At 69.6% G+C, this 21,054-nt stretch carries 23 protein-coding genes; 2 read left to right on the top strand and 21 right to left on the bottom strand.

What is annotated here, in order from left to right:
- Nucleotides 1-4: 4 nt before the first annotated feature.
- From ccmI to AC3WON_RS01685, 15 genes are all read right to left on the bottom strand, one after another.
- On the bottom strand, nt 5-1,210 hold the full coding sequence (gene ccmI, locus AC3WON_RS01755; RefSeq protein WP_492350980.1) for a c-type cytochrome biogenesis protein CcmI: 1,206 nt from the start codon (nt 1,208-1,210) through the stop codon (nt 5-7).
- Nucleotides 1,207-1,680: a cytochrome c-type biogenesis protein gene (locus AC3WON_RS01750; protein WP_492350979.1), complete on the bottom strand. Its 474-nt coding sequence runs from the start codon at nt 1,678-1,680 to the stop codon at nt 1,207-1,209. Before AC3WON_RS01750 ends, ccmI begins: the two co-directional genes overlap by 4 nt.
- A complete protein-coding gene (locus AC3WON_RS01745; protein ID WP_492350978.1) occupies nt 1,673-2,224 on the bottom strand; it encodes a DsbE family thiol:disulfide interchange protein in 552 nt (183 codons plus the stop codon). Before AC3WON_RS01745 ends, AC3WON_RS01750 begins: the two co-directional genes overlap by 8 nt.
- Nucleotides 2,221-4,239 carry a heme lyase CcmF/NrfE family subunit gene (locus AC3WON_RS01740; protein ID WP_492350977.1) on the bottom strand — a complete coding sequence of 673 codons (2,019 nt, stop codon included), beginning with the start codon at nt 4,237-4,239 and terminating at the stop codon, nt 2,221-2,223. The genes AC3WON_RS01745 and AC3WON_RS01740 overlap by 4 nt, the downstream gene beginning before the upstream one ends.
- Nucleotides 4,236-4,709 carry a cytochrome c maturation protein CcmE gene (gene ccmE / locus AC3WON_RS01735; protein ID WP_492350976.1) on the bottom strand — a complete coding sequence of 158 codons (474 nt, stop codon included), beginning with the start codon at nt 4,707-4,709 and terminating at the stop codon, nt 4,236-4,238. The genes AC3WON_RS01740 and ccmE overlap by 4 nt, the downstream gene beginning before the upstream one ends.
- Nucleotides 4,706-4,849 carry a heme exporter protein CcmD gene (ccmD, locus tag AC3WON_RS01730; protein WP_492350975.1) on the bottom strand — a complete coding sequence of 48 codons (144 nt, stop codon included), beginning with the start codon at nt 4,847-4,849 and terminating at the stop codon, nt 4,706-4,708. Before ccmD ends, ccmE begins: the two co-directional genes overlap by 4 nt.
- Nucleotides 4,846-5,637 (bottom strand): heme ABC transporter permease, encoded by a 792-nt coding sequence (locus AC3WON_RS01725; protein WP_492350974.1) that lies wholly within the window; start codon nt 5,635-5,637, stop codon nt 4,846-4,848. Before AC3WON_RS01725 ends, ccmD begins: the two co-directional genes overlap by 4 nt.
- Nucleotides 5,634-6,311, bottom strand: coding sequence for a heme exporter protein CcmB (ccmB, locus tag AC3WON_RS01720; protein WP_492350973.1), 678 nt, complete (start codon nt 6,309-6,311; stop codon nt 5,634-5,636). Before ccmB ends, AC3WON_RS01725 begins: the two co-directional genes overlap by 4 nt.
- Complete coding sequence (ccmA, locus tag AC3WON_RS01715) at nt 6,308-6,982, bottom strand: cytochrome c biogenesis heme-transporting ATPase CcmA (protein ID WP_492350972.1); 675 nt, start codon at nt 6,980-6,982, stop codon at nt 6,308-6,310. The genes ccmB and ccmA overlap by 4 nt, the downstream gene beginning before the upstream one ends.
- Nucleotides 6,983-6,985: 3 nt before the next feature.
- On the bottom strand, nt 6,986-7,573 hold the full coding sequence (locus AC3WON_RS01710) for a NapC/NirT family cytochrome c (RefSeq protein WP_492350971.1): 588 nt from the start codon (nt 7,571-7,573) through the stop codon (nt 6,986-6,988).
- 12 nt (nt 7,574-7,585) lie between these two features.
- Nucleotides 7,586-8,086 (bottom strand): nitrate reductase cytochrome c-type subunit, encoded by a 501-nt coding sequence (locus tag AC3WON_RS01705; protein WP_492350970.1) that lies wholly within the window; start codon nt 8,084-8,086, stop codon nt 7,586-7,588.
- Between the two features lie 24 nt (nt 8,087-8,110).
- Nucleotides 8,111-10,606: a periplasmic nitrate reductase subunit alpha gene (napA, locus tag AC3WON_RS01700; RefSeq protein WP_492350969.1), complete on the bottom strand. Its 2,496-nt coding sequence runs from the start codon at nt 10,604-10,606 to the stop codon at nt 8,111-8,113.
- Nucleotides 10,603-10,941, bottom strand: coding sequence for a chaperone NapD (locus AC3WON_RS01695; RefSeq protein ID WP_035819411.1), 339 nt, complete (start codon nt 10,939-10,941; stop codon nt 10,603-10,605). Before AC3WON_RS01695 ends, napA begins: the two co-directional genes overlap by 4 nt.
- A gap of 107 nt (nt 10,942-11,048) precedes the next feature.
- The gene (gene napE / locus AC3WON_RS01690; RefSeq protein ID WP_013952465.1) at nt 11,049-11,216 is read right to left on the bottom strand and encodes a periplasmic nitrate reductase, NapE protein; all 168 of its coding nucleotides are present in this window, start codon (nt 11,214-11,216) and stop codon (nt 11,049-11,051) included.
- A gap of 111 nt (nt 11,217-11,327) precedes the next feature.
- On the bottom strand, nt 11,328-14,039 hold the full coding sequence (locus tag AC3WON_RS01685; protein ID WP_492350968.1) for a winged helix-turn-helix domain-containing protein: 2,712 nt from the start codon (nt 14,037-14,039) through the stop codon (nt 11,328-11,330).
- Nucleotides 14,040-14,371: 332 nt separating this feature from the next.
- Between AC3WON_RS01685 and AC3WON_RS01680 the strand changes: the two genes are divergently transcribed.
- Nucleotides 14,372-15,379 (top strand): Bug family tripartite tricarboxylate transporter substrate binding protein, encoded by a 1,008-nt coding sequence (locus AC3WON_RS01680; RefSeq protein WP_492350967.1) that lies wholly within the window; start codon nt 14,372-14,374, stop codon nt 15,377-15,379.
- 65 nt (nt 15,380-15,444) lie between these two features.
- Here the strand turns inward: AC3WON_RS01680 and AC3WON_RS01675 are convergent, their stop codons facing one another.
- The 6 genes from AC3WON_RS01675 to AC3WON_RS01650 all read right to left on the bottom strand — a co-directional run bounded on the left by AC3WON_RS01675 (nt 15,445) and on the right by AC3WON_RS01650 (nt 20,178).
- Nucleotides 15,445-15,792 carry a hypothetical protein gene (locus tag AC3WON_RS01675; protein WP_492350966.1) on the bottom strand — a complete coding sequence of 116 codons (348 nt, stop codon included), beginning with the start codon at nt 15,790-15,792 and terminating at the stop codon, nt 15,445-15,447.
- 175 nt (nt 15,793-15,967) lie between these two features.
- On the bottom strand, nt 15,968-17,218 hold the full coding sequence (gene serA, locus AC3WON_RS01670; protein ID WP_492319116.1) for a phosphoglycerate dehydrogenase: 1,251 nt from the start codon (nt 17,216-17,218) through the stop codon (nt 15,968-15,970).
- Nucleotides 17,219-17,294: 76 nt separating this feature from the next.
- The gene (locus AC3WON_RS01665) at nt 17,295-17,828 is read right to left on the bottom strand and encodes a hypothetical protein (protein WP_492350965.1); all 534 of its coding nucleotides are present in this window, start codon (nt 17,826-17,828) and stop codon (nt 17,295-17,297) included.
- Between the two features lie 123 nt (nt 17,829-17,951).
- The gene (locus tag AC3WON_RS01660; RefSeq protein WP_010813486.1) at nt 17,952-18,146 is read right to left on the bottom strand and encodes a lipoprotein; all 195 of its coding nucleotides are present in this window, start codon (nt 18,144-18,146) and stop codon (nt 17,952-17,954) included.
- Nucleotides 18,147-18,254: 108 nt separating this feature from the next.
- Nucleotides 18,255-18,923: a Vgb family protein gene (locus AC3WON_RS01655; RefSeq protein ID WP_492319118.1), complete on the bottom strand. Its 669-nt coding sequence runs from the start codon at nt 18,921-18,923 to the stop codon at nt 18,255-18,257.
- A gap of 34 nt (nt 18,924-18,957) precedes the next feature.
- The gene (locus AC3WON_RS01650) at nt 18,958-20,178 is read right to left on the bottom strand and encodes a helix-turn-helix domain-containing protein (protein ID WP_492350964.1); all 1,221 of its coding nucleotides are present in this window, start codon (nt 20,176-20,178) and stop codon (nt 18,958-18,960) included.
- A 98-nt stretch (nt 20,179-20,276) separates the two neighbouring features.
- Between AC3WON_RS01650 and AC3WON_RS01645 the strand changes: the two genes are divergently transcribed.
- Nucleotides 20,277-21,053, top strand: coding sequence for a DUF899 domain-containing protein (locus tag AC3WON_RS01645; protein ID WP_492319120.1), 777 nt, complete (start codon nt 20,277-20,279; stop codon nt 21,051-21,053).
- The last annotated feature ends 1 nt before the right edge of the window (nt 21,054 follow it).

Here is a 21,054-nt window from a genome sequence, read left to right as displayed (position 1 = left end):
GACGCTATGGCGCGATCGTGCCGTCGATGGCGATGCGGGTGCCCTCGGTGCCGACTGCCACCGGTCCGGTGCGTCCCACCAGGTCCCCGGCTTTCGGCAAGGCGCTGCCGCTGGCGGAGATGCGCGCTTCCAGCATGACCTGTTGCTGCCCTGACAGCCGGTGGTCGGGCCGCATCGCCATCACATCGTCCAGGGTGAACGACAGCGGCAGATCGCGCGCCTGCCGGCGCAGCACCGCCAGCGGCATGCGTGAGCCGTCGGCGGGCAGCGCATAGACAAAGAGCGTGTCGCCCGGTTGCGGCGTGCGCCCGGCCTTTTCGCTGAGCGTGACCATGCCGGTGATCTTCGGGGTTTGCGCCGCGGCATCCGTGCCGCGCGCGGCCGCGAGGTTGGCGGCGATGCGCGCCGCGGTCTGCGAATCCGCCGGCAGCAGCCGGTACAGGTGCTCCCAATATCCGATCGCCGCCTGCTTGTCGCCGCGTTCGGCCGCGGCGCTGGCCGCAAGCGCCAGCGCCTTGGGGTCGTCCGGGTCCAGTGCCAGGGCCTGGCGCACCTGTGCCATGGGCGGGCCTTCTAGTGAGCCGCCGTTCAGGCTGGCCAGCACATCGGCGTAGTCCGAGCGCAGCGCGGCCACGTCCGGCGCCAGTTCGACTGCCCGCGCGTACGCCGCGGCGGCATCGGCGTGGCGTTTCATCACGCTGTATGAGCGCGCCAGCATGGCCCAGCCCTGCGCGTCGCCGGGCGACTCGCGCAGGCGCTGCGCGAGCTGGTTCACCATGCCCTCTATCTGCGCGCCGCTCAACTGGTGCTGGCTGCCGGTGTTTTCGGGCAGGTCGTCGGCACGCCAGAGCGCGACCGGGTTGCCCAGGTGCAGATAGAGCAGGATGGCGGCGCTGGGAAGCAATGCGAGCAGCAGCGCGGCGAGCAGCGGCGAGGTGCCTGCCCGTCCCGCGCCGGTGGCGGCGCCGGCGGCGTCATCGAGCAGCCGGCGGCCGAGCTCGTCGCGGGCTTCGGCGTGGCGCGCCGCGGTGAGGGTGCCGCCGCGCAGGTCGGTGTCGAGCTCGCGCAACTGGTCGTGGTATAGGTCAACCAGCAAGGTGCGTTCCGGCGTGCCCGGGTCTGGCACTGCCCGGCGGCGCAGCAGCGGCCACAGCAGGCAGGCCGTGGCGGCGGCGATCAGCGCGGCGGCGAGCAGCCAGAAGGTGGTCATGGCTGGCGGTGCTCCATTGGCGTGGCCGATTCGTCCAGCAAGTCTGCAAGCTGGCGCTGCGCGCTGGCGTCCAGCGTCGCATCGGCCTGGCGATTGCGCGAGCGCACGCGCACGCGCACGATCGCGGCCGCCACGCCGGCCACCAGCAGCAGCGGGCCGAACCACAGCAGCCACGTCAGCGGCCGCAGCGGCGGCTTGTACAGCACGAAGTCGCCATAACGCTGCACCAGGTAGTCCTTCACCGCCTCGTCGCTGGCGCCGCCACGCAGCTGCGCGCGGATCTGGCGCCGCAGGTCGACCGCCAGGTCGGCGTTGGAGTCGGCCAGGGTCTGGTTCTGGCAGACCAGGCAGCGCAACTGGTTGGACAGCGCGTGCACGCGCGCATCGAGTTCGGCTTCCGTCAGCGCCATCGCCTGCAGCGAAACGCAGCAAAGCCACACGGCAAGCGTTGTGCGGATCCGGCTACGCATGGCTGCCTCCCTGCCGTTCCAGCTGCTCGATCAGCGGGATCAGCTTGCGCTCCAGCACCTCGCGCGTGACCGGGCCCACCTGGCGGTAGCGCACCACGCCGTGCTGGTCGATGACAAAGGTCTCGGGCACGCCGTAGACGCCGTAGTCGATGCCGACGCGGCCGTGGGGGCCGGCGGCATCGACCAGCGATGCCGCATAGGGGTTGCCCAGCCGCTGCAGCCAGTCGCGCGCGGCGCCGGTCTCGTCCTTGTAGTTGAGGCCATACAGCGGCACCGGCGAGCGCGCGGCAAAATCCACCAGCAGCGGATGCTCGGTACGGCAGGCCGCGCACCACGACGCCCACACATTCAGCAGCCAGACCTTGCCGCGCATTTCGGCGCTGGCCAGCGTGCGGCCTTCGGGCTCGAGCAGCGGCAGGCGGAACGCCGGCGCGGCCTTGCCGACCAGCGGCGAGGGCAGTTCGCGCGGGTCGTGGCGCAGCCCGGCCGCCAGCGCGACGGCAAGGGCGAGGAAGGCGGCCAGCGGCAGCAGGAAACGCGTCATGCCGGCGTCTCCTCATGGGCGGAGGCCAATGCCGGCACTGCGGGCGCATCCGGCGCGGCCGGCGCGGTGGCAGGATTGGCGGCACGGCGGCGCAGCCGGTAACGCTTGTCGCAGACGGCCAGCAGCCCGCCCAGCGCCATCAGCACGCAGCCGGCCCAGATCCAGTCGACAAAGGGCTTGACGTGGATGCGCACGGCCCAGGCGCTGCCATCGACATTCCCGCCCAGCGCCACGTAGAGGTCGCGCGTGACGCCGCTGTCGATCGCGGCCTCGGTGGTAGGCATGTCCTGGCTGCGGTAGATGCGGCGCTCGGGGTGGAGCACCGCAACCCGCCGGCCATCGTGCGAAGCCACCAGCGTGCCGCGCAGCGCGTCGTAGTTGGGCCCGCCGGCCTGGGTCACGCCGGCGAAGCGGAAGTCATAGCTGCCCACGCTGACGCTGTCGCCGGCGCGCATGGGCAGTTCGCGCAGGCTTTCCTGGCTGGATACCAGCGTCACGCCGGCGATAAAGACGCCCACGCCGGCGTGGGCGAGCAGCATGCCCCAGTAGCTGGGCGTGAACTGGCGCAGCGCGGCCAGGCGGCGCCCCTGCTGTTGGCGCAGACGCGCCGCCAGGCTGGCCACGGCGCTCAGGATGCACCACGCCGCCAGCAGCAGCCCCAGCCCGCTCAGCGCCGAGGCATTGCGCAGCACCAGCAGCAGCCCCAGGCCGATGGCCGCGCTGGCCACGGCGGCCCAGCGCAGGCGGCGCGCCATGTCGGGCAGGCTGCCGTGGCGCCAGCGCGCCAGCGGTGCGGCGCCCATCAGCAGCACCGCGGGCGCCATCAAGGGCACGAAGACCTGCTCGAAATAGGCCGGGCCGACCGAGATCTTGCCCAGCCCCAGCACATCGACCAGCAGCGGGTAGAGCGTGCCCAGCAGCACCGTGGCGGCGGCCACCGCCAGCAGCGCGTTGTTGGCCAGCAGCATCGACTCGCGCGATACCGCCGCAAACTCCACGCGCCGCGCCAGCCGCGGCGCGCGCCACGCATACAGCGCCAGTGCCAGCCCGGCAACCAGCCCCAGCAGCGCCAGGATGAAGATGCCGCGCTTCGGGTCCACGGCGAAGGCGTGGACGGAGGTCAGCACGCCGGAACGGACCAGGAAGGTGCCAAGCAGGCTCAGCGAGAAAGTGAAGATGGCGAGCAGCACGGTCCAGGCGCGGAAGGCGCCGCGCTTCTCGGTGACCGCCAGCGAATGCATCAGCGCGGTGCCGGCCAGCCACGGCATGAACGAGGCATTCTCGACCGGGTCCCAGAACCACCAGCCGCCCCAGCCCAGCTCGTAGTAGGCCCAGGCGCTGCCCAGCATGATGCCCAGCGTCAGGAAGGCCCACGCCACCGTGGTCCACGGCCGCGACCAGCGTGCCCAGGCGGGATCGACGCGCCCGGCCAGCAGCGCCGCCACGGCAAAGGCAAAGGTCACCGAGAAGCCCACGTAGCCCATGTAGAGCAGGGGCGGGTGGAACACCATGCCCGGATCCTGCAGCAGCGGGTTGAGGTCGCGGCCTTCCATCGCGGGCGGCAGCAGCCGCACGAAGGGATTGGAGGCGAACAGCAGGAAAGCCAGGAAGCCGGCGCTGATCGCGCCCATCACGGCCAGCACGCGGGCCACGGCGGCCAGCGGCAGCTGCCGGCTGCACACGGACACGGCCAGCGACCACAGGCCCAGCATCAGCGTCCACAGCAGCATCGAGCCCTCGTGCCCGCCCCACACCGCGGCGATGCGGTACGCCAGCGGCAGCGCGCTGTTGGCGTTGGCGGCGACATAGCGCACGCTGAAGTCGTTGCTGACGAAGGACCAGGCCAGCGCGGCGAAGGACAGCGCCACCAGCAGGCACTGCACGCGCGCGGCGGGGCGCGCCAGTGCCATCCAGGCCAGCTGGCCGCGCGCGGCCCCGGCCAGCGGCACCACGGCCTGCACCAGCGCGACCAGCAGCGCCACGATCAGCGCGAAATGGCCGAGTTCCGCGATCACTGGCGCACTCCCTGTGCCGGCGCGGCTTCGGCCATGCGGCGGTTCACCTGTTCGGCCTGTTTGAGCGCGTCTGCGGCTTCGGGCGGCATGTAGTTTTCATCGTGCTTGGCCAGCACTTCGCTGGCGATGAAGGTGCCGTCCGCCTGCAACTGGCCGCGCGCGACCACGCCCTTGCCTTCGCGGAACAGGTCGGGCAGCAGGCCGCGGTACAGCACCGGCACCTGGCGCGCCGTGTCGGTGACCACGAAGCGCACCGTCATGCCGTCGCCCTCGCGCCGGATCGAGCCGGGTGCCACCAGCCCGCCCAGCCGGAAGCTGCGTGCCACCGGCGCCTCGTGCGCGGCGACCTGGCTGGGACTGAAGAAGAACACCAGGTTGGAGCGGAAGGCATTGAGCACCAGCGCCGCCGCGATGCCGCAGCAGGCCAGCGCCGCGGCCAGCAGCCCGAAGCGGCGCTGGCGCGGCGTCATTGGCCGGCTTGCTGGCGCGTGGCACGGCAGCGGCGGGCCAGCAGCACCAGCTCCAGCGCCAGCAGCACCGCGCTGACGCCAAAGGCGCCGGCGATGAAGATGCCGTGATGCCCGTAGGGCAGCAGCGAGGACAGCGTCATGAGGTCTCTCCGGGAACCATGGCAGGGCCGTGCGGCACCTCGCCGCGTTCGCGCAGGATGCAGCGCACGCGCACCAGCGCCACCGCCACCGTGTACATCCAGCACGCAATCGTCATCAGCAGCATGCCAGCCAGCATGGTGGCCGCCATCGACGGCGCCGCGGTCAGGCTGACCGATGCGCCCTGGTGCAGCGTGTTCCACCACTGCACCGAGAAATAGATCACCGGGATATTGACCACCCCCACCAGCGCCAGCACCGCGCAGGCGCGCTCGGCCCGGCGCGGCTCGTCGATGGCCGCTTCCAGCGCGATAAAGCCCAGGTACAGGAACAGCAGGATCAGCTCGGAGGTGAGCCGCGCATCCCAGACCCACCAGGTGCCCCAGGTGGGCTGGCCCCACAGCGCGCCGGTCCACAGCGCCAGCGCGGTGAAGAGCGCGCCGGTGGGCGCCAGCGCCGAGGCCATCATCGACGACAGCCGCGTGCGCAGCACCAGTGCCAGCGCGCAGTAGCCGGCCATGACCAGGTAGATGAACATCGACATCCACGCCGCCGGCACATGGATGAAGATGATGCGGTAGACCTCGCCCTGCTGCGCATCGGTAGGGGCCACGCCAAAGCCGAGCCACAGTCCCGCCACCGCGAACAGTGCCGCCGCGGCAAAGAACCATGGGGCCATGCGCCCCGCCAGCGGATAGAAGCGCACCGGCGCCGCATAGGACAGCCAGCCGGCGCGCACCGGGGGCCGCGGCGCGGCAGCAGGGTGGACGGATGGCGGCGGCTGGCTCATGCCGGCGTCTCCATGGCAATGCGCAGCCCGGCGGCGGTGGCCAGCGGGCACAGGAACAGCGAAAGCGCCAGGCAGGCGCCCAGCAGCGAGAACTGCGGCATCACGTCCAGTCCGGCATCGGCCGCGGCCGCGGCGCTGGCGCCAAACACCAGCACCGGCACACACAGCGGCAGCACCAGGATGCACAGCAGCACGGCGCCGCCGCGCACGCCCAGCGTCAGCGCCGCGCCGACCGCGCCGATCAGGCTCAGCGCCGGCGTGCCGACCAGCAGCGACGCCGCCAGCAGCAGCGATGCACCCAGGGGCAGCCCGTACTGCTGCGCCAGCAGCGGCGTCAGCAACAGCAGCGGCACGCCGCTGGTGAGCCAGTGCGCGGCGATCTTGGCCAGCACCAGAAGCGCCAGCGGATGCGGCGACAGCAGCAGCTGGTCCAGGCTGCCATCGGCGTGCTCCTGCGCGAACAGCCGCGACAGCGACAGCATTGACGCCAGCAGAGCCGTGACCCACAGGATGCCCGGTGCCAGCGCGCGCAGCTGCTGCGGCTCGGGGCCGATCGCCAGCGGGAACAGGCTGGCGGCAATGACAAAGAACACCACGCCGCCGAGCAGGCTGCCACGCCGCCGCCAGGACAGCGAGACATCGTGCGCGACGATGGCGGCGAGCGTGCGCATCATGCCGGCGCCTCCAGGTGCAGCACCGCGCCGCCCGCGGGCAGCGGCTGGTGCGTGGCGATCACGGCCATGCCGCCGGCGGCGAGGTGCGCGCCGAGCTGGGTATCGAAGCGCGCGCAGGCATCGGCATCGAGCGCGGTCACCGGTTCATCCAGCAGCCACAGGGCGCGCGGCGCCAGCGACAGGCGCGCCAGCGCGACGCGCCGGCGCTGCCCCTGCGAGAGCGTGCGCGCCGGCGCGTGCGCGACGCGCTCCAGCCCCTGCGCGGCGAGTGCGCGCGCGACGCTGCCGGCGCTGTCACCAGCGAGCCGCGCGGCAAAGCGCAGGTTCTCCGCCGGGCTCAGTTCAGGGTCGATGCCATTGGTGTGGCCGACATACGCCAGCGCCTGCTGATAGTCAGGGTCGGCGGCGCGCACCGCGCGGCCGCGCCAGTGCAGCGTGCCGGCATCGGCCATGGCCAGCCCGCACAGCACGCGCAGCAGGCTGGTCTTGCCGCTGCCGTTGGGGCCGAGCACCTGCAGCAGGCCGCCGGGGGCGAGGTCGAGGTCGATGCCGCGCAGCACCGGGCGTCCGGCGCGCGAGAGCGCCAGCCCGCTCGCGCTCAGCACGGGCGCGGCGCAACGTGGGGATTCAGGCGGAAGCTCGGGTGGCGGCGCGGGCGAGCGGACTGGCACGCGTCATTTCTCCTCGGCCTTGGAGATGTCGGGAAGGTGGTGCGCGATGCCCTTGTGGCAGTCGATGCAGGTCTTCTCCTTGTTGGCCAGGTAGGTGGAATGCATGGCCTGCGCGCGCGGGCTCTGCCGCGTGAAGTCCATCGACTGGTAGTCGTGGCAGTTGCGGCATTCCAGTGAATCGTTGGCCTTGAAGCGTGCCCATTCATGCTGCGCCAGCGTGAGCCGGTGCACCTGGAACTTTTCCCGGGTGTCGACGGTGCCGAAGATCTTGGCCCAGACCTCCTTGGACGCCTGCATCTTGCGCGCCATCTTGGAGGTCCAGTTGTGCGGCACGTGGCAGTCCGAGCATTTGGCGCGCACGCCGCTGCGGTTGGTGAAGTGGATGGTGCCCTGCAGCTCCTGGTAGACGTTGTCGCGCATCTCGTGGCAGCCGGTGCAGAACTGCTCGGTGTTGGTCAGTTCCAGCGCGGTGTTGAACGCGCCCCAGAACACCACGCCGGCGATAAAGCCGCCGAGCGTCAGGAAGCCCAGGCTGAAATACGCGCTGGGCCGGTTGATGGTTCGCCAGTAACGCTTGAGCAGGTCGAGCATGGCGCGCATCCGCTAGTTGGACGAGCCCTTGACGCCGGGCTTGCGCTTGAGCAGCTGTTCGACGTCGACGAAGGTGTTGCCCACCAGCGGCTTGGCGTCGGCCTGCGGCACATGGCACTGCGTGCAGAAGTAGCGGCGCGGCGAGACGTCGGCCAGCACGTTGTTGTCGCGGTCCATGTAGTGCGTGATGCTGACCGGGATTGCCTGGGTTTCCTCGGTGCGCGTGCGGGCGTGGCAGAACATGCAGCGGTTGAAGTCCTTGTCGAGCTGGTAGCCGTCGATCTTGTGCGGGATCGTCGGCGGCTGCATGGTGTAGTTGCGGGTGCGGCGGATGTCCTTGTTCTCGGTCGGGTAGAGCAGCGGCGCCTTGCTCTCGCTGGCGATGGGCGTGGGCCCGCGCATCGCGTCGACCACGCCCTGCGCGCGCGCGGGTGCGCTCACCTGCAGCGCCAGCACGGCCAGCAGCAGCGCGCACAGGGCCAGCAGGGGCATCCAGGACCGGCTTGGTTTCATGGCGTCTCCCTGTTCGATTCCGGGCTAGACCTTGACGATCTTGACCGCGCACTTCTTGAAGTCCGTCTGCAGCGAGATCGGGCAGGTGGCGTCCAGCGTCACCTTGTTGATCAGCTGGCTGGCATCGAACCACGGAACGAACACCAGCCCGCGCGGCGGCGCGTCACGCCCGCGGGTCTCCACGCGCGAGCGCATGCGCCCGCGCCGCGACACCACTTCCACCTCGACGCCGCGGCGCAGCCCCATTGCCTTGGCGTCTTCCGGATGCATGAACACCACCGCGTTGGGGAAGGCGCGGTACAACTCCGGCACGCGCCGCGTCATCGAGCCGGAATGCCAGTGCTCCAGCACGCGGCCGGTGGCCAGCCAGAACGGGTATTCCTTGTCGGGCGATTCGGCTGCCGGCTCATAGGGCAGGGCGAAGATCACCGCCTTGCCGTCGGGGTTGCCGTAGAACTGGTAGCCGGTGCCGGCCTTGACGTAAGGGTCGCTGCCCTCGCGGTAGCGCCAGCGGGTCTCCTTGCCGTTGACCACGGGCCAGCGCAGCCCGCGCGCCTCGTGGTAGGCATCGAACGGCGCCAGGTCGTGGCCGTGGCCGCGGCCGAAGCTTGCGTACTCTTCAAACAGGCCTTTCTGCACATAGAAGCCGAAGGCCTTGGCCTCGGCGTTGTGGTACTCGGCGCTGACTTCCTTGAGCGGGAACTTGTCGACCTGGCCATTGCGGTAGAGCACGTCGAACAGGCTCTTGCCGCGATACTCCGGCTTCTTCGCGATCAGGTCGGCGGGCCAGACGTCCTCGACCTTGAAGCGCTTGGAGAATTCCATCAGCTGCCACAGGTCGGAGCGCGCGTCGCCCGGCGCATCGACCAGCTGGTGCCAGAACTGCGTGCGGCGCTCGGCATTGCCGTAGGCGCCTTCCTTTTCCACCCACATCGCGCTGGGCAGGATCAGGTCGGCGGCCAGCGCGGTCACGGTGGGGTAGGCGTCCGACACCACCACGAAGTTCTGCGGGTTGCGGTAGCCCGGCAGCCCTTCTTCCATCAGGTTGGCGGCGGCCTGCATGTTGTTGTTGACCTGCACCCAGTAGGCATTGAGCTTGCCGTCCTTGAGCATGCGGTTCTGCAGCACGGCGTGGTAGCCTGGCTTGTCGGGGATGGTGCCCGCCGGCAGCTTCCAGATGCGCTCGGCCTCTTCGCGGTGCTTGGGGTTGGTCACCACCATGTCGGCCGGCAGCCGGTGCGAGAAGGTGCCCACCTCGCGCGCGGTGCCGCATGCCGACGGCTGCCCCGTCAGCGAGAACGGGCTGTTGCCCGGCGTGGCGATCTTGCCGGTCAGCAGGTGCAGGTTGTAGACCATGTTGTTGGCCCAGCTGCCGCGCGTATGCTGGTTGAAGCCCATGGTCCACAGCGACATCACCTTGACGTTGGGGTCGGCATACAGCTCGGCCAGCTGGTCCAGCTTGGCCTTGGGCACGCCCGACAGCTTGCTGACGTGGTCGGCGTCATACTTGGCCACGAAGCGCGCGAAGTCATCGAAGGTGATCGGGCGCGAGGCGCCGGGATCGGCAGCGTTCTTGGCCGCCTTCTGCAGCGGATGTTCCGGGCGCAGGCCATAGCCGATGTCGGTCACGCCTTCCTTGAAGACCGTATGCTTGTTGACGAAGTCCTTGTTGACCTTGTTGTTCTTGATGATGTAATGGGCGATGTAGTTCATCATCGCCAGGTCAGTCTGCGGCTTGAAGATGACCGGGATGTCGGCCAGGTCGAAGGAACGGTGCGTGAAGGTCGACAGCACCGCCACGCGCGTCTTGGGGTAGCTCAGGCGCCGGTCGGTGATGCGGGTCCACAGGATCGGGTGCATCTCGGCCATGTTCGAGCCCCACAGCACGAAGGCATCGGCGGCCTCGAAATCGTCGTAGCAGCCCATCGGCTCGTCCATGCCGAAGGTACGCATGAAGCCCTGCACGGCCGATGCCATGCAGTGGCGCGCGTTGGGGTCGATATTGTTGGAGCGGAAGCCCGCCTTGTAAAGCTTGGACGCGGCATAGCCTTCCCACACAGTCCACTGGCCGGAACCGAACATGCCCACCGCGGTCGGACCTTTTTCCTTCAGCACGCGCTTGAACTGGCGCTCCATCTCGTCGAAGGCGCGCTCCCACGTGACCGGGGCGAATTCGCCGTTCTTGTCGTACTTGCCGTTCGTCATGCGCAAGAGCGGCTTGGTCAGCCGGTCCTGGCCGTACATGATCTTCGACAGGAAATAGCCCTTGACGCAGTTCAGCCCCTTGTTGACCTCGGCCAGCGGATCGCCCTGGGTGGCCACCACCTTGTTGTCCTTGACCGCCACGGTCACGCCGCAGCCGGTGCCGCAGAAGCGGCAGGGCGCCTTGGACCACTTCAGCTTGGTCATGTCGCTGTCGGTGACAAAGTTGGCGGCCCCGGCCGGCAGCGCCACGCCGGCAACTGATGCGGTCGCGGCGACAGCGGTCTGCTTGATGAAATCACGACGAGAGATGGTCATGTGCCTGCCTCCTCGTTCATCGCCGGGTCCATCGCTTCGTGCATTGCCTCGGCGTCTTCGTTGTGCTGGTAGACGAGCGCGGCCGACAGCACGCCCTCGAGCTGGTGCAGGTATGTCAGGTGCGCGGCGATGGCGCGCGAGGTGGGGGCTTCAATGGTGACCACGAGCTTGCCGGCGTCGCTGGCGGCGTGGACTTCGGCGCCAGTGATGGCGTCGATCGCGGCGCGCACCTGCGCCAGGCTGTCGGGAATGGCATGCACGACGATGCCGGCGATATGCCACTCTGCGCTCGCGGGCAGCGGCTGGATGGGGATGGCACGTCTTGCTGCGGGCATGCGCAAGCTCCGGTTCGATGCCGTTTCAGTCTGTGCTGCAGCTTGTTTTTATTTGTCAAATGCCGCCCCGGTCGCGGCAGGTATTGCGCACCGGGCTGCCGGGCCGCTCAATGCGACGGCGGACCGCTGATCAGTTGGGTCATCCAGACAATGAACCCATAGCCCGCCACGATGATGACGGAGAGTACCGGCACCATCACGGCGGTCAGGAAAAGGAAACTGCGCAGTTCTTCTTGCTTGCGCTGCGGATCGTGGGCTTCACCGGTTTCCATCATGGCGTGAAGTAATCGGCAAAAGTGATCAGGCAAGACACCTGATGCGTTACACCATTAAAGGAAGCGCCAGCCAAGGTGTCAAGACTGCACTCGCTTACCCGTGCCCACGGCTCACGGGATCAGGCCGCGCGCGCGGCCCAGTGCCACTGCTTCGGTGCGGCTTTGCGCGCCCAGCTTGGCATGGATGCGGCGCAGGTGCGACTTGACGGTCAGCTCGGACAGGAACAGCTTCTGCGCGATCACCCGATTGCGGTAACCCGCGGACAACATGCGCAGCACTTCCAGTTCGCGCCCGGTCAGCGGGTCGGGCTGGTGCGCCGGTTCCGCCGGCGGTTCTGCGGCCGGCCTGGTCGAGCCTGCGTCGGCAAGCCGCGCGAGCAGGCTGGCGACAAAGGGCTCGGCCACGCCAAGCGCTGCTGCCTGTGCCAGATGGACACCTGCCCAGGCCCGCAGCAGCACGGCAACGCGTTCGCCTTCTTCCAGGAAGGAGCGCAGGAAGCCTTCATGGCTGGCCAGGCGCAGGGCTTCGGTCATTTCCTGCAGCGCGGCATCGCGCTGCTGCATGCCGTCGAGCGCGGTGGCGCGCAGGACGCGCAGCCGGATCAGGCGCCAGTAGCGCTGGCGTGCCAGTGCGGCGTCGATGGCGGCATCCAGCGCGGACAGCGCCGGCGCGATATTGCCGCGCGCTATGTCGAGCCGGCAGCGCGCGATGGAAGGCCGGTCGATGTCGTTGGCATGGCCGGTGGCGTCCAGCGCTTCCCAGCCGCCGTACAGGTCGGCGGCCTGCAACGCCTGCGATGCGGTTTCCAGCTTGCCTTCCAGCGTGGCGACGCGGGCCCGCTCCAGCCAGGCCGAGCACACGATGCGCGCGGTGCCGGACTGCTGTCCCAGTTGCTCCAGTTCAGCCAGGCGCTGCAGCCACTGGCCGCGGTCCCCGCGCGCCAGCGCCTGCCGCGCGCTGAGCACGTGGCAGGCGATCAGCGAATCGGGCGGGCCGTTGCCCTTGCTGTAGGGCAGCGCGTTGGCCAGCAGGCGCCCGGCCTCTTCCAGGGCATCGTGCTCATACAGCGCCAGTGCCCAGAACACGTCGCTGCCCGGGCTGTCGCCGGACGCGGCGCGCAGGCGCGCCAGCGCGTTGCCCAGGCGCCCCTGCACCAGGTCGATCACGCCTTCCAGCGTGTCGCTGAGGCTGCGTACCGGCTGCGGCTGCTGCGCGCGCAGCGTCGCCCGCGACAGCACGCTGCGCGCTTCGTCGTAGCGGTGCGTGCAGATCAGCGCGTAGGCCAGCGAATTGGCCAGGATGCGGTACTGAAAGGGCTCGTCGGGCGCCAGGCGGCGCAGGTGCGCGCCGGCGGCATCGCGGCAGGCCTCGACCTGGTCGGTCATGGCCAGCAGCACGCAGTGGATGGTCTGTGCTTCCACCCCCAGGCGCGCACGCTGGTTGTCGTCGCCGGGTTGCTCAAGTTCGCGCTGGAATGACGCCAGTGCGGCCATGGCTTCGGCGTGGCGCCGGTTGAGCAGCAGCACCCACGCGCGCGTCAGCGCCAGCGCCGGTTGCCGCGCCAGCGTTGCGGGATGGATCTGCTCGAACCAGCGCAACAGCAGGCGCACCCGGCCAGTGCCCAGCAGCGAGTCGGACTGGCTGGCAATGGCGCTGAGGGCCTCTTCATGCCGGCCCGCCTGCAGCAGGTGGTCCACCGCGGGGATCGGGTAGCTGTGCTCCAGGTACCAGTGCGCGGCGGCCAGGTGCAGCGGCGCGACCCGCTCCGGCGCCTGCACGGCCAGCCGGTGCTGCAGGAAGCTGGCAAAGAGGCGGTGGTAGCGGTACCAGGTGCGTTCGGCATCGAGTGGAAACAGTAGCAGGTTGGCGCGTTCGAGGTGGTCCAGCATCGCGCGCGCGTCGGCGCGGCCGGTGAGGGCGTCGCACAGCGGCGCGCTCAGCTGGCCCAGCACGCTGGTTTCCAGCAGGAAGGCGCGGCACGCGTCGGACTGCCGCGCCAGGATGTCCTCGGCCAGGAATTCGCCCAGCTCCAGGTGGGTGCCGGAAAACGCGGCGACGAAGGCGGCGTGGTCGCCGCGCTGCTGCAGCGACAGCGCGGCCAGGTAGATCGCGGTGGCCCAGCCTTCGGTGCGGCGGTGCAGCGTGGCAATGTCGCTGTCGCGCAGCGGCAGGCCGCAGCGCTCGCGCAGCAGCTGCGTGGCCTCGTCGACGGAAAAATGCAGGGCGGCGGGCGGGATCTCCAGCAACTGCCCGCGCGCGCGCAGCCGGCCCAAGCCGATTTCCGGCGCGGTGCGCGAGCCGATCACCAGCGTGCCACTGGGCGGCATCGCCTCGATCAGCTGCTGCACCAGGTCCAGCGCCGGCAGGCTCTGCAAGGTCTCGAAATCGTCCAGCACGATCGCGAACGGCTGCGCCGCGGCGCCCACCAGCCCCAGGATGCGCTGCGCCAGGCGTGGTCCGCTGGCCGGCTCCGGCGCTGCCGCCCCGCGCCGCTTGCCGCCGCGCAGCGCGGCCAGGCCGGCGTCCAGGTGGACCAGCAGCCGTTCCAGGTCATTGTCGCCCGCATCCAGGCGCAGCCACACCGTGGCTTGCTGCTGGGCTGCGCAATAGTCTGCGTATTGCTGCATCAGCGTGGTCTTGCCAAAGCCGGCCGCGGCCCGCACCAGGATCACGCGCGCCGCGCGGTCCTGCGCCATGCGCGCGACCAGGTGCGGCCGGCCGATGGTGGCGGGGTGCGCCACGGGGGGCGCGAGCTTGGAGGCGAGCACCGTCGGCAGCGGCGGCGGGCCGCCGCCCGCGGCATGGTTGGCAAAGGGATGCAATGCACTCTCCTGGGGGGCGATGCCGCCACTGCCACCGTGGCCCGCATGCGGTGAACAGGACTAAAAGTGCCGCATCGGCAATATTCTGGCGCGGGGCATCAGGTCCGGGCGATTGTTCCACGGCGCTGAGGGTTGCGTCCTAGTTCCTTTGGACGATTCTGCCGGTTTGCCGAATTTCCTCCCTTCGATGGACGACACCGTCGCCCGAGCCTCCTACAGTGGCCCGCACGCGCTCCCGGCAGCGGTCCGCAGAGGCTGGCCGGGCGTGGCGTGGCAGGGATGCCGGCACGGTACGAGGCCGGCTGCCGGAGACGAGACACAGGAGACAAGGCATGCAGCAAGGCAGGCGCAGGGTTCTGCAGCAGATGGGTCTGGGCGTCGCGGGTGCGGCGCTGGCAGGGGTTGGTCTGGGCGCGCGGGCGCAGGGTGGTGCCCAAGGCGTGGATTTCCCGGCACGCACGGTGCGCATCGTGATGCCGTACGCCGCGGGCGGGACCGGCGACGTGGTCGCGCGCATGGTAGCGGACGGCCTGGCCAAGGCATGGGGCAAGGCGGTTGTGGTGGACAACCGGCCGGGTGCCGGGGGCATGATCGGCGCGGACATGGTGGCCAAGGCGGAGCCCGACGGCTATACGCTGTTGTTCGCGCTGACCGGCCTGGTCCAGGCCCCGCTCCTGTACAGCAAGGCAAGCTACAACGCGGTGCGTGACTTCGCGCCGATCTCGGAGCTGGCGACCTCCAACCTGGCGCTGGTGGTCCAGCCCGAGGTGCCGGCCGCCAACGTGAAGCAACTGATCGACTACATCCGCAAGCTGGGCAAGCCGCTGCCGTACGGCACCTACGGCCTGGGTTCCAGCGGGCACCTGCAGATGGAGATCTTCGGCCGCAACGCCAGGGTCGAGCTGACCCACGTGCCCTATAAGGGCGAGGGCCCGCTGGTCAATGACCTGCTTGGCGGGCAACTGCCAGCCGGCATGGTGGCCGCGGTCACCGCGCGCCAGCATGCGCGCGCCGGCAAGTTCAAGGTAGTCGCCGTGGCCGGGCAGTCGCGCTCGCCGCTGCTGCCGGAGGTGCCGACCTTCCAGGAGGCGGGCGTGCCCGGGCTGGAGCGCCAGGGCTGGCTGGGCCTGTTCGCGCCGGCGGCGACGCCGCGCGCCGTGGTCGACAAGGTGTCTGCCGACGTCAACCGCGTGCTGGCCAACCCCGAGCTGCACACACGGCTGGTCGATCTCGGCATCATCGTCAAGGGAAGCTCGCCCGCGGCCTTTGCCGATGTGGTGAAGGTGGAGCAGACCTACTGGGCTGACGCGATCCGGGCGTCCAATATCCGCCTGGACTGACGCGGCCCCGGCAGGGCATGGCGGCAGGCAGGGCCGGCTGGTGCGGGCGCCTGCCTGCCGCGCGTTTACTGGTAGGTCACTACCACCACGTACGCGTCCGGCGTGCCGCGTTGCCTGGCACGGGCGGGCTCGACGTCCAGCCTTGCCACGCCAATGCGGGCTTGCCCGGGCATCCGGGCAGGCGACAACGGCAACGGCGCCGAGACGATCTGCCCCGACGGCTGCTGGCAGCTCGCCTGCAACTGTCCGGCGGACGGACGGAAGCCGCAGGACGGATACGAGATTCCCCCAAGGAACGTAAGGGTGCCGGTATGCGCGGCAGCGGGGCCGATACCCGCGGCTGCCAGAACGCCCGCTGCGACCAGCCGGCCGGCAACGCCGGCGGTCTTCCTGCTGAGTTCGACCGTTTTCATGACTACCCCTCTCTCTTATTGTCAGCGTGGCCCCGAGACAGGGCGCCACTGAGAACCGGCACAGTGCAGGCCCACGGATCCGCGCGTGGGCCATATTCATCATAGCGACGGTTTCAGAACATTCTTAAGAGTTATGACACTTCTGTGACAATTGAGCCTGGGGACGGCCGCTGTCCTATCGCAGGATCAGCCGCGAGCGGGCAAAGCCTGCATGGGTGCGCAGCGCCTGCATCAGCTGGTCTGACGGCACGCGGTCGAGGTCGGTGACCACATAGCCGGTGTGGCCGCGCGTCTGCAGGTGCTGGCCGGTGATATTCACGCCTTCCTGCGCCAGCAGCGTGTTCAGTGCCGCCAGGGCGCCCGGCGCGTTGCCGTGCACATTGAGCAGCCGCGCCGGCGCGTGCAGCGGGCCGGGATCGACCTCGGGGAAGTTGACGGCGCCGATGGTGCCGCCGGTGGCCAGGAAGTGCGCCAGCTTGGCCGCCACTTCGGTGCCGATATTCTCCTGCGCCTCTTCGGTGCTGCCGCCCACGTGCGGGGTCAGCAGTACGTTGGGCAGGTTCTGCAGTTCGCTGACGAATGGATCGTTGTTGGTCTTCGGCTCCTCCGGGAACACGTCGATGGCGGCGCCGCCCAGGCGCTTCTCGCGCAGCGCCGCGGCCAGCGCGGCGATGTCCACCACGCTGCCGCGCGAGGCATTGATCAGGATCGCGCCCGGCTTGCAGGCGGCCAGGATGCGCGCATCGATCATATTGCGCGTGCGCGGCGTGGCTGGCACATGCAGGGTCACCACTTCGGCCTGCGACACTGCCTCTTCCAGCGATCCCGCGGCGCGCGCGGAACCGTGCGAGAGCCGCGCCAGCACGTCGTAGTAGACCACGCGCATGCCCATCGATTCGGCCAGCACGCCTACCTGCGAGCCGATATTGCCGTAGCCGACGATGGCAATGGTCTTGCCGCGCGCCTCGAACGCGCCGGCGGCGCCCTTGGCCCACTTGCCGGCGTGTGCCAGGGCGTTCTTTTCCGGAATCCGGCGCAGCAGCATCACTGCTTCCGACACCACCAGCTCGGCCACCGAGCGGGTGTTGGAGAAGGGCGCGTTGAACACCGGGATGCCGGCCGTGGTGGCGGCTTCCAGGTCCACCTGCGAGGTCCCGATGCAGAAGCAGCCAATCGAGAGCAGCTCGGGCGCGCTGCGGATGTCGTCGGCGCGCAGGTGGGTGGCAGAGCGGATGCCGACCACGTCGTGGCTGGCCAGCACCTGGCGCAGTTCGGCACCGGCCAGGGCGCCGGTGCGGCGCTCGACCTGCAGGCCGGCTTCAGCCAGCCGGGCATTGGCGCTCTGGTGGATGTTCTCGAGCAGGATCGCAGTGGTCACGTTCGTTTCCGCATGGAGGGTTGGCGGCGCTTGCCGCATCGTCACCATTCTGCGCGCAAAAAAGCCCGTGGGCCGGGGAGCCCCTGCTGCCGGCAATGGCACCGGCTGCCTCGCTGGCGTCGCTTCAGCGCGAGCGGCGCGCGTCGCCGCCGAGCGGGTCGACGATGATCATGGTCTGGCGCAGCACGCCGGCGTCATCGAAGTAGCAGCTGAAATGCGCGGTCTGCAAGCCATCTTTGTACATGCGCCAGGACCAGGCTTCACGTTTCATCAGGGCGTAGTACTGGATGGGCTCGCGCGGCAGGCCAAAGTGCTCCTGCACGTCCTTCTTGGTCCAGGCCCCGACCTGGGCGCGGTAGATCTCCGTCTCGGTCAGCATCTGGCGATAGTTGGTGAGCTTGCCGTCGGCGTCGAAATCGGCGGCGTAGACCTCATGGCCAAGGGGCTGGCGCGACCAGATCCAGCGGCTGGTGCCGTCGGCGAGGCGGTAGGTCTCGGTGGGGGATCCGAATGTACTGCGTACGGCACTTTCCGGGCTGCCGATCATTCGCTTGCCGGTCTGTTCCGGCTGCAAGGTCGCACAGGCCCCGAGCGAGCCGAGCACGACAGCGGCGACGCACAGTTCGCCGATACACCGGGATGGCGTGCGGGATTGCATGGCGCTCTCCTGCGGACGAGATGCCCGCATCCGGCCATTCTCCGTCCGCCAGGCCGGCCCGTGCAACACCGGCTGGTGCCGGGGGCAGCCGGGGCCGCCGGTCAGTGCGGCGCCGGCGCTGGCTCAGCAGCGGCCTTTCTTGGCCTGTCCCGGCGGGCAGAAGGACTCGTTGCCGTACGGGTCGACGCGGCAGTTGCCCTTCTTTGCCTGCCCAGGCGGGCAGCCCTGGGGGCCGCTGCCGTAGGTGTCATAAGGGGCTACCACGCAGCCGCCCAGCAGTGCGCTGCAGGCGACCAGAAGGGCCAGAGCGGATTTCATCGCATTCTCCTTGTTGTGGGGGATTCCGTTTGCGACAGGAGAATAGATGGTGGCAACGTCTTTGTCTGTAAGGAATAGTGAAAACGATCCGCTCAGGATGAATGCCGGCTACTTGCCCGCGGCGCCGGCGGGGCGCTTTCCGGCTGGCCCGGGCCGGCGCACCGCACGGATCTTGCCGCTGTTGCCGCCGCCGCAGAAGAACTGGTCGCCGCCATCGGACTCCAGCCCCGACACGCCCGCACCGGCCGGCATGGTGACCGATTCCAGCACCGCGCCCGATTGCGGGTCGATGTGCCGCAGCTCGCTCTGGTCACCTTCCCAGGTGCCGTGCCAGAGCTCGGCATCGACCCAGGTGACGCCGGTGACAAAGCGGTCGGACGTGATGGTGCGCAGGATCGCCCCGGTCTGTGGATCGACCTGGTGGATCTTCCGCTCCCGGTACTGGCCCACCCACAAGGTGCCTTCGGCCCAGGCAAGCCCCGAGTCGCCGCCGCCGCCCGGCGCGGGGATCGTGGCCAGCACGCGGCCGCTTTGCGGATCGATCTTCTGGATCCGGTCCTCGGCAATCTGGTACAGGTGCTGGCCGTCGAAAGCCGTTCCGGCATGGGCGGCGACATCGAGCGAGCGCAGTGTCCTGCCGGTGACCGGGTCCAGGGCATTGAGCTTGTCTCCGCTGGCAAACCAGACCCGCTGGCCGTCATAGCTGACACCGTGGACGTTCTCGACGCCGGGGAAGGGGCCATACTCGCGAAGCACTTCGGCTTGTGATCGTTTCATGCTGTCATCCTGTTGGCTTGGGGATGGCTACATGCTAGTCAACCGGCAGCGGCGAGGGGAGTAACAAGGTCGTCGTGAATCCCGGCACCGGCGGCGTCATCCAGCGGCGCGCGCGCCCGTGGCCAAGGGACTGGATCTTGCCCGCTGCCGCCAGCGTTTCCAGTGCCCGTTGCACCGAGCGCTGGCCGGCACCCAGCGCCAGCGCGAGCGCGGAACTGGACCATGACTCGCCATCGGCCAGCAAGGCGAGCACTGCTGCGTGCTTCTCTTCCACAGGCCGCGCCAGCACCACTACCTCGCGCGCGCGCTGCGGCACCAGTGCGAAGCCGCGCCCGGTTGCCGTGACGCCGGCAAATGCGCCAAGCACCGCCCGCAGCCGCCCGATCTCGACACGCAGCCGCGCGCGGTGCGAAGCATCGGCATGCCTGGTGCGGAAGGCGTGCGCGATCAGCGTGTCCCGGGGCACGTCGGCGGGCCAGGCCTCGGCCAGCGCGCGCGCCAGCGTGAACAACACCGGCCGCCTGGCGAGCGAGACCGCGGTGCCAGCGCAGCGCACGGCATAGCGGCACGCATCGACGACCAGCGCTTTCGATGCCAGCAGCGCTTCGACTTCCTCGAGCAGCAGCGGCCGTTCCTCGCCGCGCGCGATGCGGCGTGCCGCGGGGCTATGCAGCGCCAGGGCCGCGCTTTCTACCTCGGCGCGCAAGGATGGGATGCCGGCGCGCTGCGCCGCGTGCGCGGCCTGTGCCAGCGCGGCGCGCGCCGGCCGGGTCTGCACGCGCCGCATCGCGATGCCCGCCACGATCAGGGCATGGGTTGTGCGCAATGCGGGCGGGAAGGGGGTGGGGTCAAGCCCGGCAAGCGCCTGCTCGGCGTCGTCGATGCGGCCGATCAGCAGCAGCCGCCGTATCTCCAGATAGCGCGCATGGGCGGCGTTGACCCAGTCGCCGTGCGCTTCCAGGGTGGCGCGCGCGCTGTCCAGCGTCTTTGCGGGCCAGCCCAGGTCGCGCGAGACAAAGGCGATTTCGGTTTCGGCCACCACGCACCTGGCGCGCGCGACGGCTTCGCGCGGACCGAAGGCGCGCGCCGCGCTGCGCAACAGTGCCCGCGCGCGGATGAGGTCGCCAAGCTGCGCCATGGCGATGCCGCGCAGCGCCAGCGCCGGCGGATCGTCGCGCAGGGCAACCCGGTTCAGCGCGCCAAGCGGATCGCCCGCGGCGAGCGCTAGCGCCGCGGCGGCAATGCGTGAGTCCATCCGAATCCCGCCAGAAATCCCGCCACACTTGTCACTCCCACCGTTGGAAGCCGGCGCCTAATCTAGCACACGAACACCAACCAACGGAGGGATGCACGATGACCACACACAGCACCGGAACCCGTGAAGCCTGGCTGGCCGCGCGGCGCGAACTGCTCGAGGCCGAGAAGGATCTCACCCGACGCAGCGATGAACTGGCACGGCAGCGCCGGGCCTTGCCGTGGGTTCGAATCGACAAGCCCTACCGGTTCGAGACCGCGGCGGGCAGCGCCTCGCTGGCAGACTTGTTCCAGGGACGTTCGCAACTGCTGGTCTACCACTTCATGTTCGGCCCGGACTACCAGGCAGGTTGCCCGTCCTGCTCCGCGATTGCGGACGGGTTTGACGGCTTTGCCGTCCACCTGGCGCATCACGACGTCACGCTGGCCGCGGTGTCGCGGGCACCGTTGGCGAAATTGCTGGCGTACCAGCGGCGCATGGGCTGGACCTTCTCGTGGGCGTCGTCGCAGGGCAGCGACTTCAACACGGACTTCAACGTCTGGTTCAGCGAAGCGCAACAGCGCCAGGGCGATATCGACTACAACTACCGGCGCGAGGCGGCATTCGCCTGGCGCCCCGAGCTGGAGGCCGGCGGCGCTGCGGCCGAGGCCCGCTTTGCTGTCATGTGCGGCACCGATGCCGCAACGTACCAGCGCGACCGGCCCGGCATGAGCGCCTTCGCGCTGGAAGATGGCGTTGTGTACCACACCTATTCCACCTATGCGCGCGGGCTGGATGGCCTGTGGGGCATGTACCAGTGGCTGGACCGCGCGCCGCGCGGACGCAACGAGGCCGGGGTCTGGTGGCGCCGGCACGACGAGTACGAGCAGGGCTGAG

This window comes from Cupriavidus sp. FW305-46, from assembly GCF_058787075.1.
This window is presented reverse-complemented; position numbering and strand designations above follow the sequence as displayed.

Excerpts from the sequence above, each read along its gene's own strand:
- AC3WON_RS01655 (WP_492319118.1), bottom strand. The coding sequence starts at position 18,923 with ATGAAACGATCACAAGCCGAAGTGCTTCGCGAGTATGGCCCCTTCCCC.
- AC3WON_RS01665 (WP_492350965.1), bottom strand. The coding sequence starts at position 17,828 with ATGCAATCCCGCACGCCATCCCGGTGTATCGGCGAACTGTGCGTCGCC.
- AC3WON_RS01705 (WP_492350970.1), bottom strand. The coding sequence starts at position 8,086 with ATGAAACCAAGCCGGTCCTGGATGCCCCTGCTGGCCCTGTGCGCGCTG.
- AC3WON_RS01695 (WP_035819411.1), bottom strand. The coding sequence starts at position 10,941 with ATGCCCGCAGCAAGACGTGCCATCCCCATCCAGCCGCTGCCCGCGAGC.
- ccmE (WP_492350976.1), bottom strand. The coding sequence starts at position 4,709 with ATGACGCCGCGCCAGCGCCGCTTCGGGCTGCTGGCCGCGGCGCTGGCC.
- napA (WP_492350969.1), bottom strand. The coding sequence starts at position 10,606 with ATGACCATCTCTCGTCGTGATTTCATCAAGCAGACCGCTGTCGCCGCG.
- serA (WP_492319116.1), bottom strand. The coding sequence starts at position 17,218 with ATGGTGACGATGCGGCAAGCGCCGCCAACCCTCCATGCGGAAACGAAC.
- AC3WON_RS01650 (WP_492350964.1), bottom strand. The coding sequence starts at position 20,178 with ATGGACTCACGCATTGCCGCCGCGGCGCTAGCGCTCGCCGCGGGCGAT.
- ccmB (WP_492350973.1), bottom strand. The coding sequence starts at position 6,311 with ATGATGCGCACGCTCGCCGCCATCGTCGCGCACGATGTCTCGCTGTCC.
- AC3WON_RS01745 (WP_492350978.1), bottom strand. The coding sequence starts at position 2,224 with ATGACGCGTTTCCTGCTGCCGCTGGCCGCCTTCCTCGCCCTTGCCGTC.
- AC3WON_RS01675 (WP_492350966.1), bottom strand. The coding sequence starts at position 15,792 with ATGAAAACGGTCGAACTCAGCAGGAAGACCGCCGGCGTTGCCGGCCGG.
- AC3WON_RS01645 (WP_492319120.1), top strand. The coding sequence starts at position 20,277 with ATGACCACACACAGCACCGGAACCCGTGAAGCCTGGCTGGCCGCGCGG.
- napE (WP_013952465.1), bottom strand. The coding sequence starts at position 11,216 with ATGATGGAAACCGGTGAAGCCCACGATCCGCAGCGCAAGCAAGAAGAA.
- AC3WON_RS01710 (WP_492350971.1), bottom strand. The coding sequence starts at position 7,573 with ATGCTCGACCTGCTCAAGCGTTACTGGCGAACCATCAACCGGCCCAGC.
- AC3WON_RS01750 (WP_492350979.1), bottom strand. The coding sequence starts at position 1,680 with ATGCGTAGCCGGATCCGCACAACGCTTGCCGTGTGGCTTTGCTGCGTT.
- AC3WON_RS01725 (WP_492350974.1), bottom strand. The coding sequence starts at position 5,637 with ATGAGCCAGCCGCCGCCATCCGTCCACCCTGCTGCCGCGCCGCGGCCC.
- ccmD (WP_492350975.1), bottom strand. The coding sequence starts at position 4,849 with ATGACGCTGTCCTCGCTGCTGCCCTACGGGCATCACGGCATCTTCATC.
- AC3WON_RS01660 (WP_010813486.1), bottom strand. The coding sequence starts at position 18,146 with ATGAAATCCGCTCTGGCCCTTCTGGTCGCCTGCAGCGCACTGCTGGGC.
- AC3WON_RS01680 (WP_492350967.1), top strand. The coding sequence starts at position 14,372 with ATGCAGCAAGGCAGGCGCAGGGTTCTGCAGCAGATGGGTCTGGGCGTC.
- ccmI (WP_492350980.1), bottom strand. The coding sequence starts at position 1,210 with ATGACCACCTTCTGGCTGCTCGCCGCCGCGCTGATCGCCGCCGCCACG.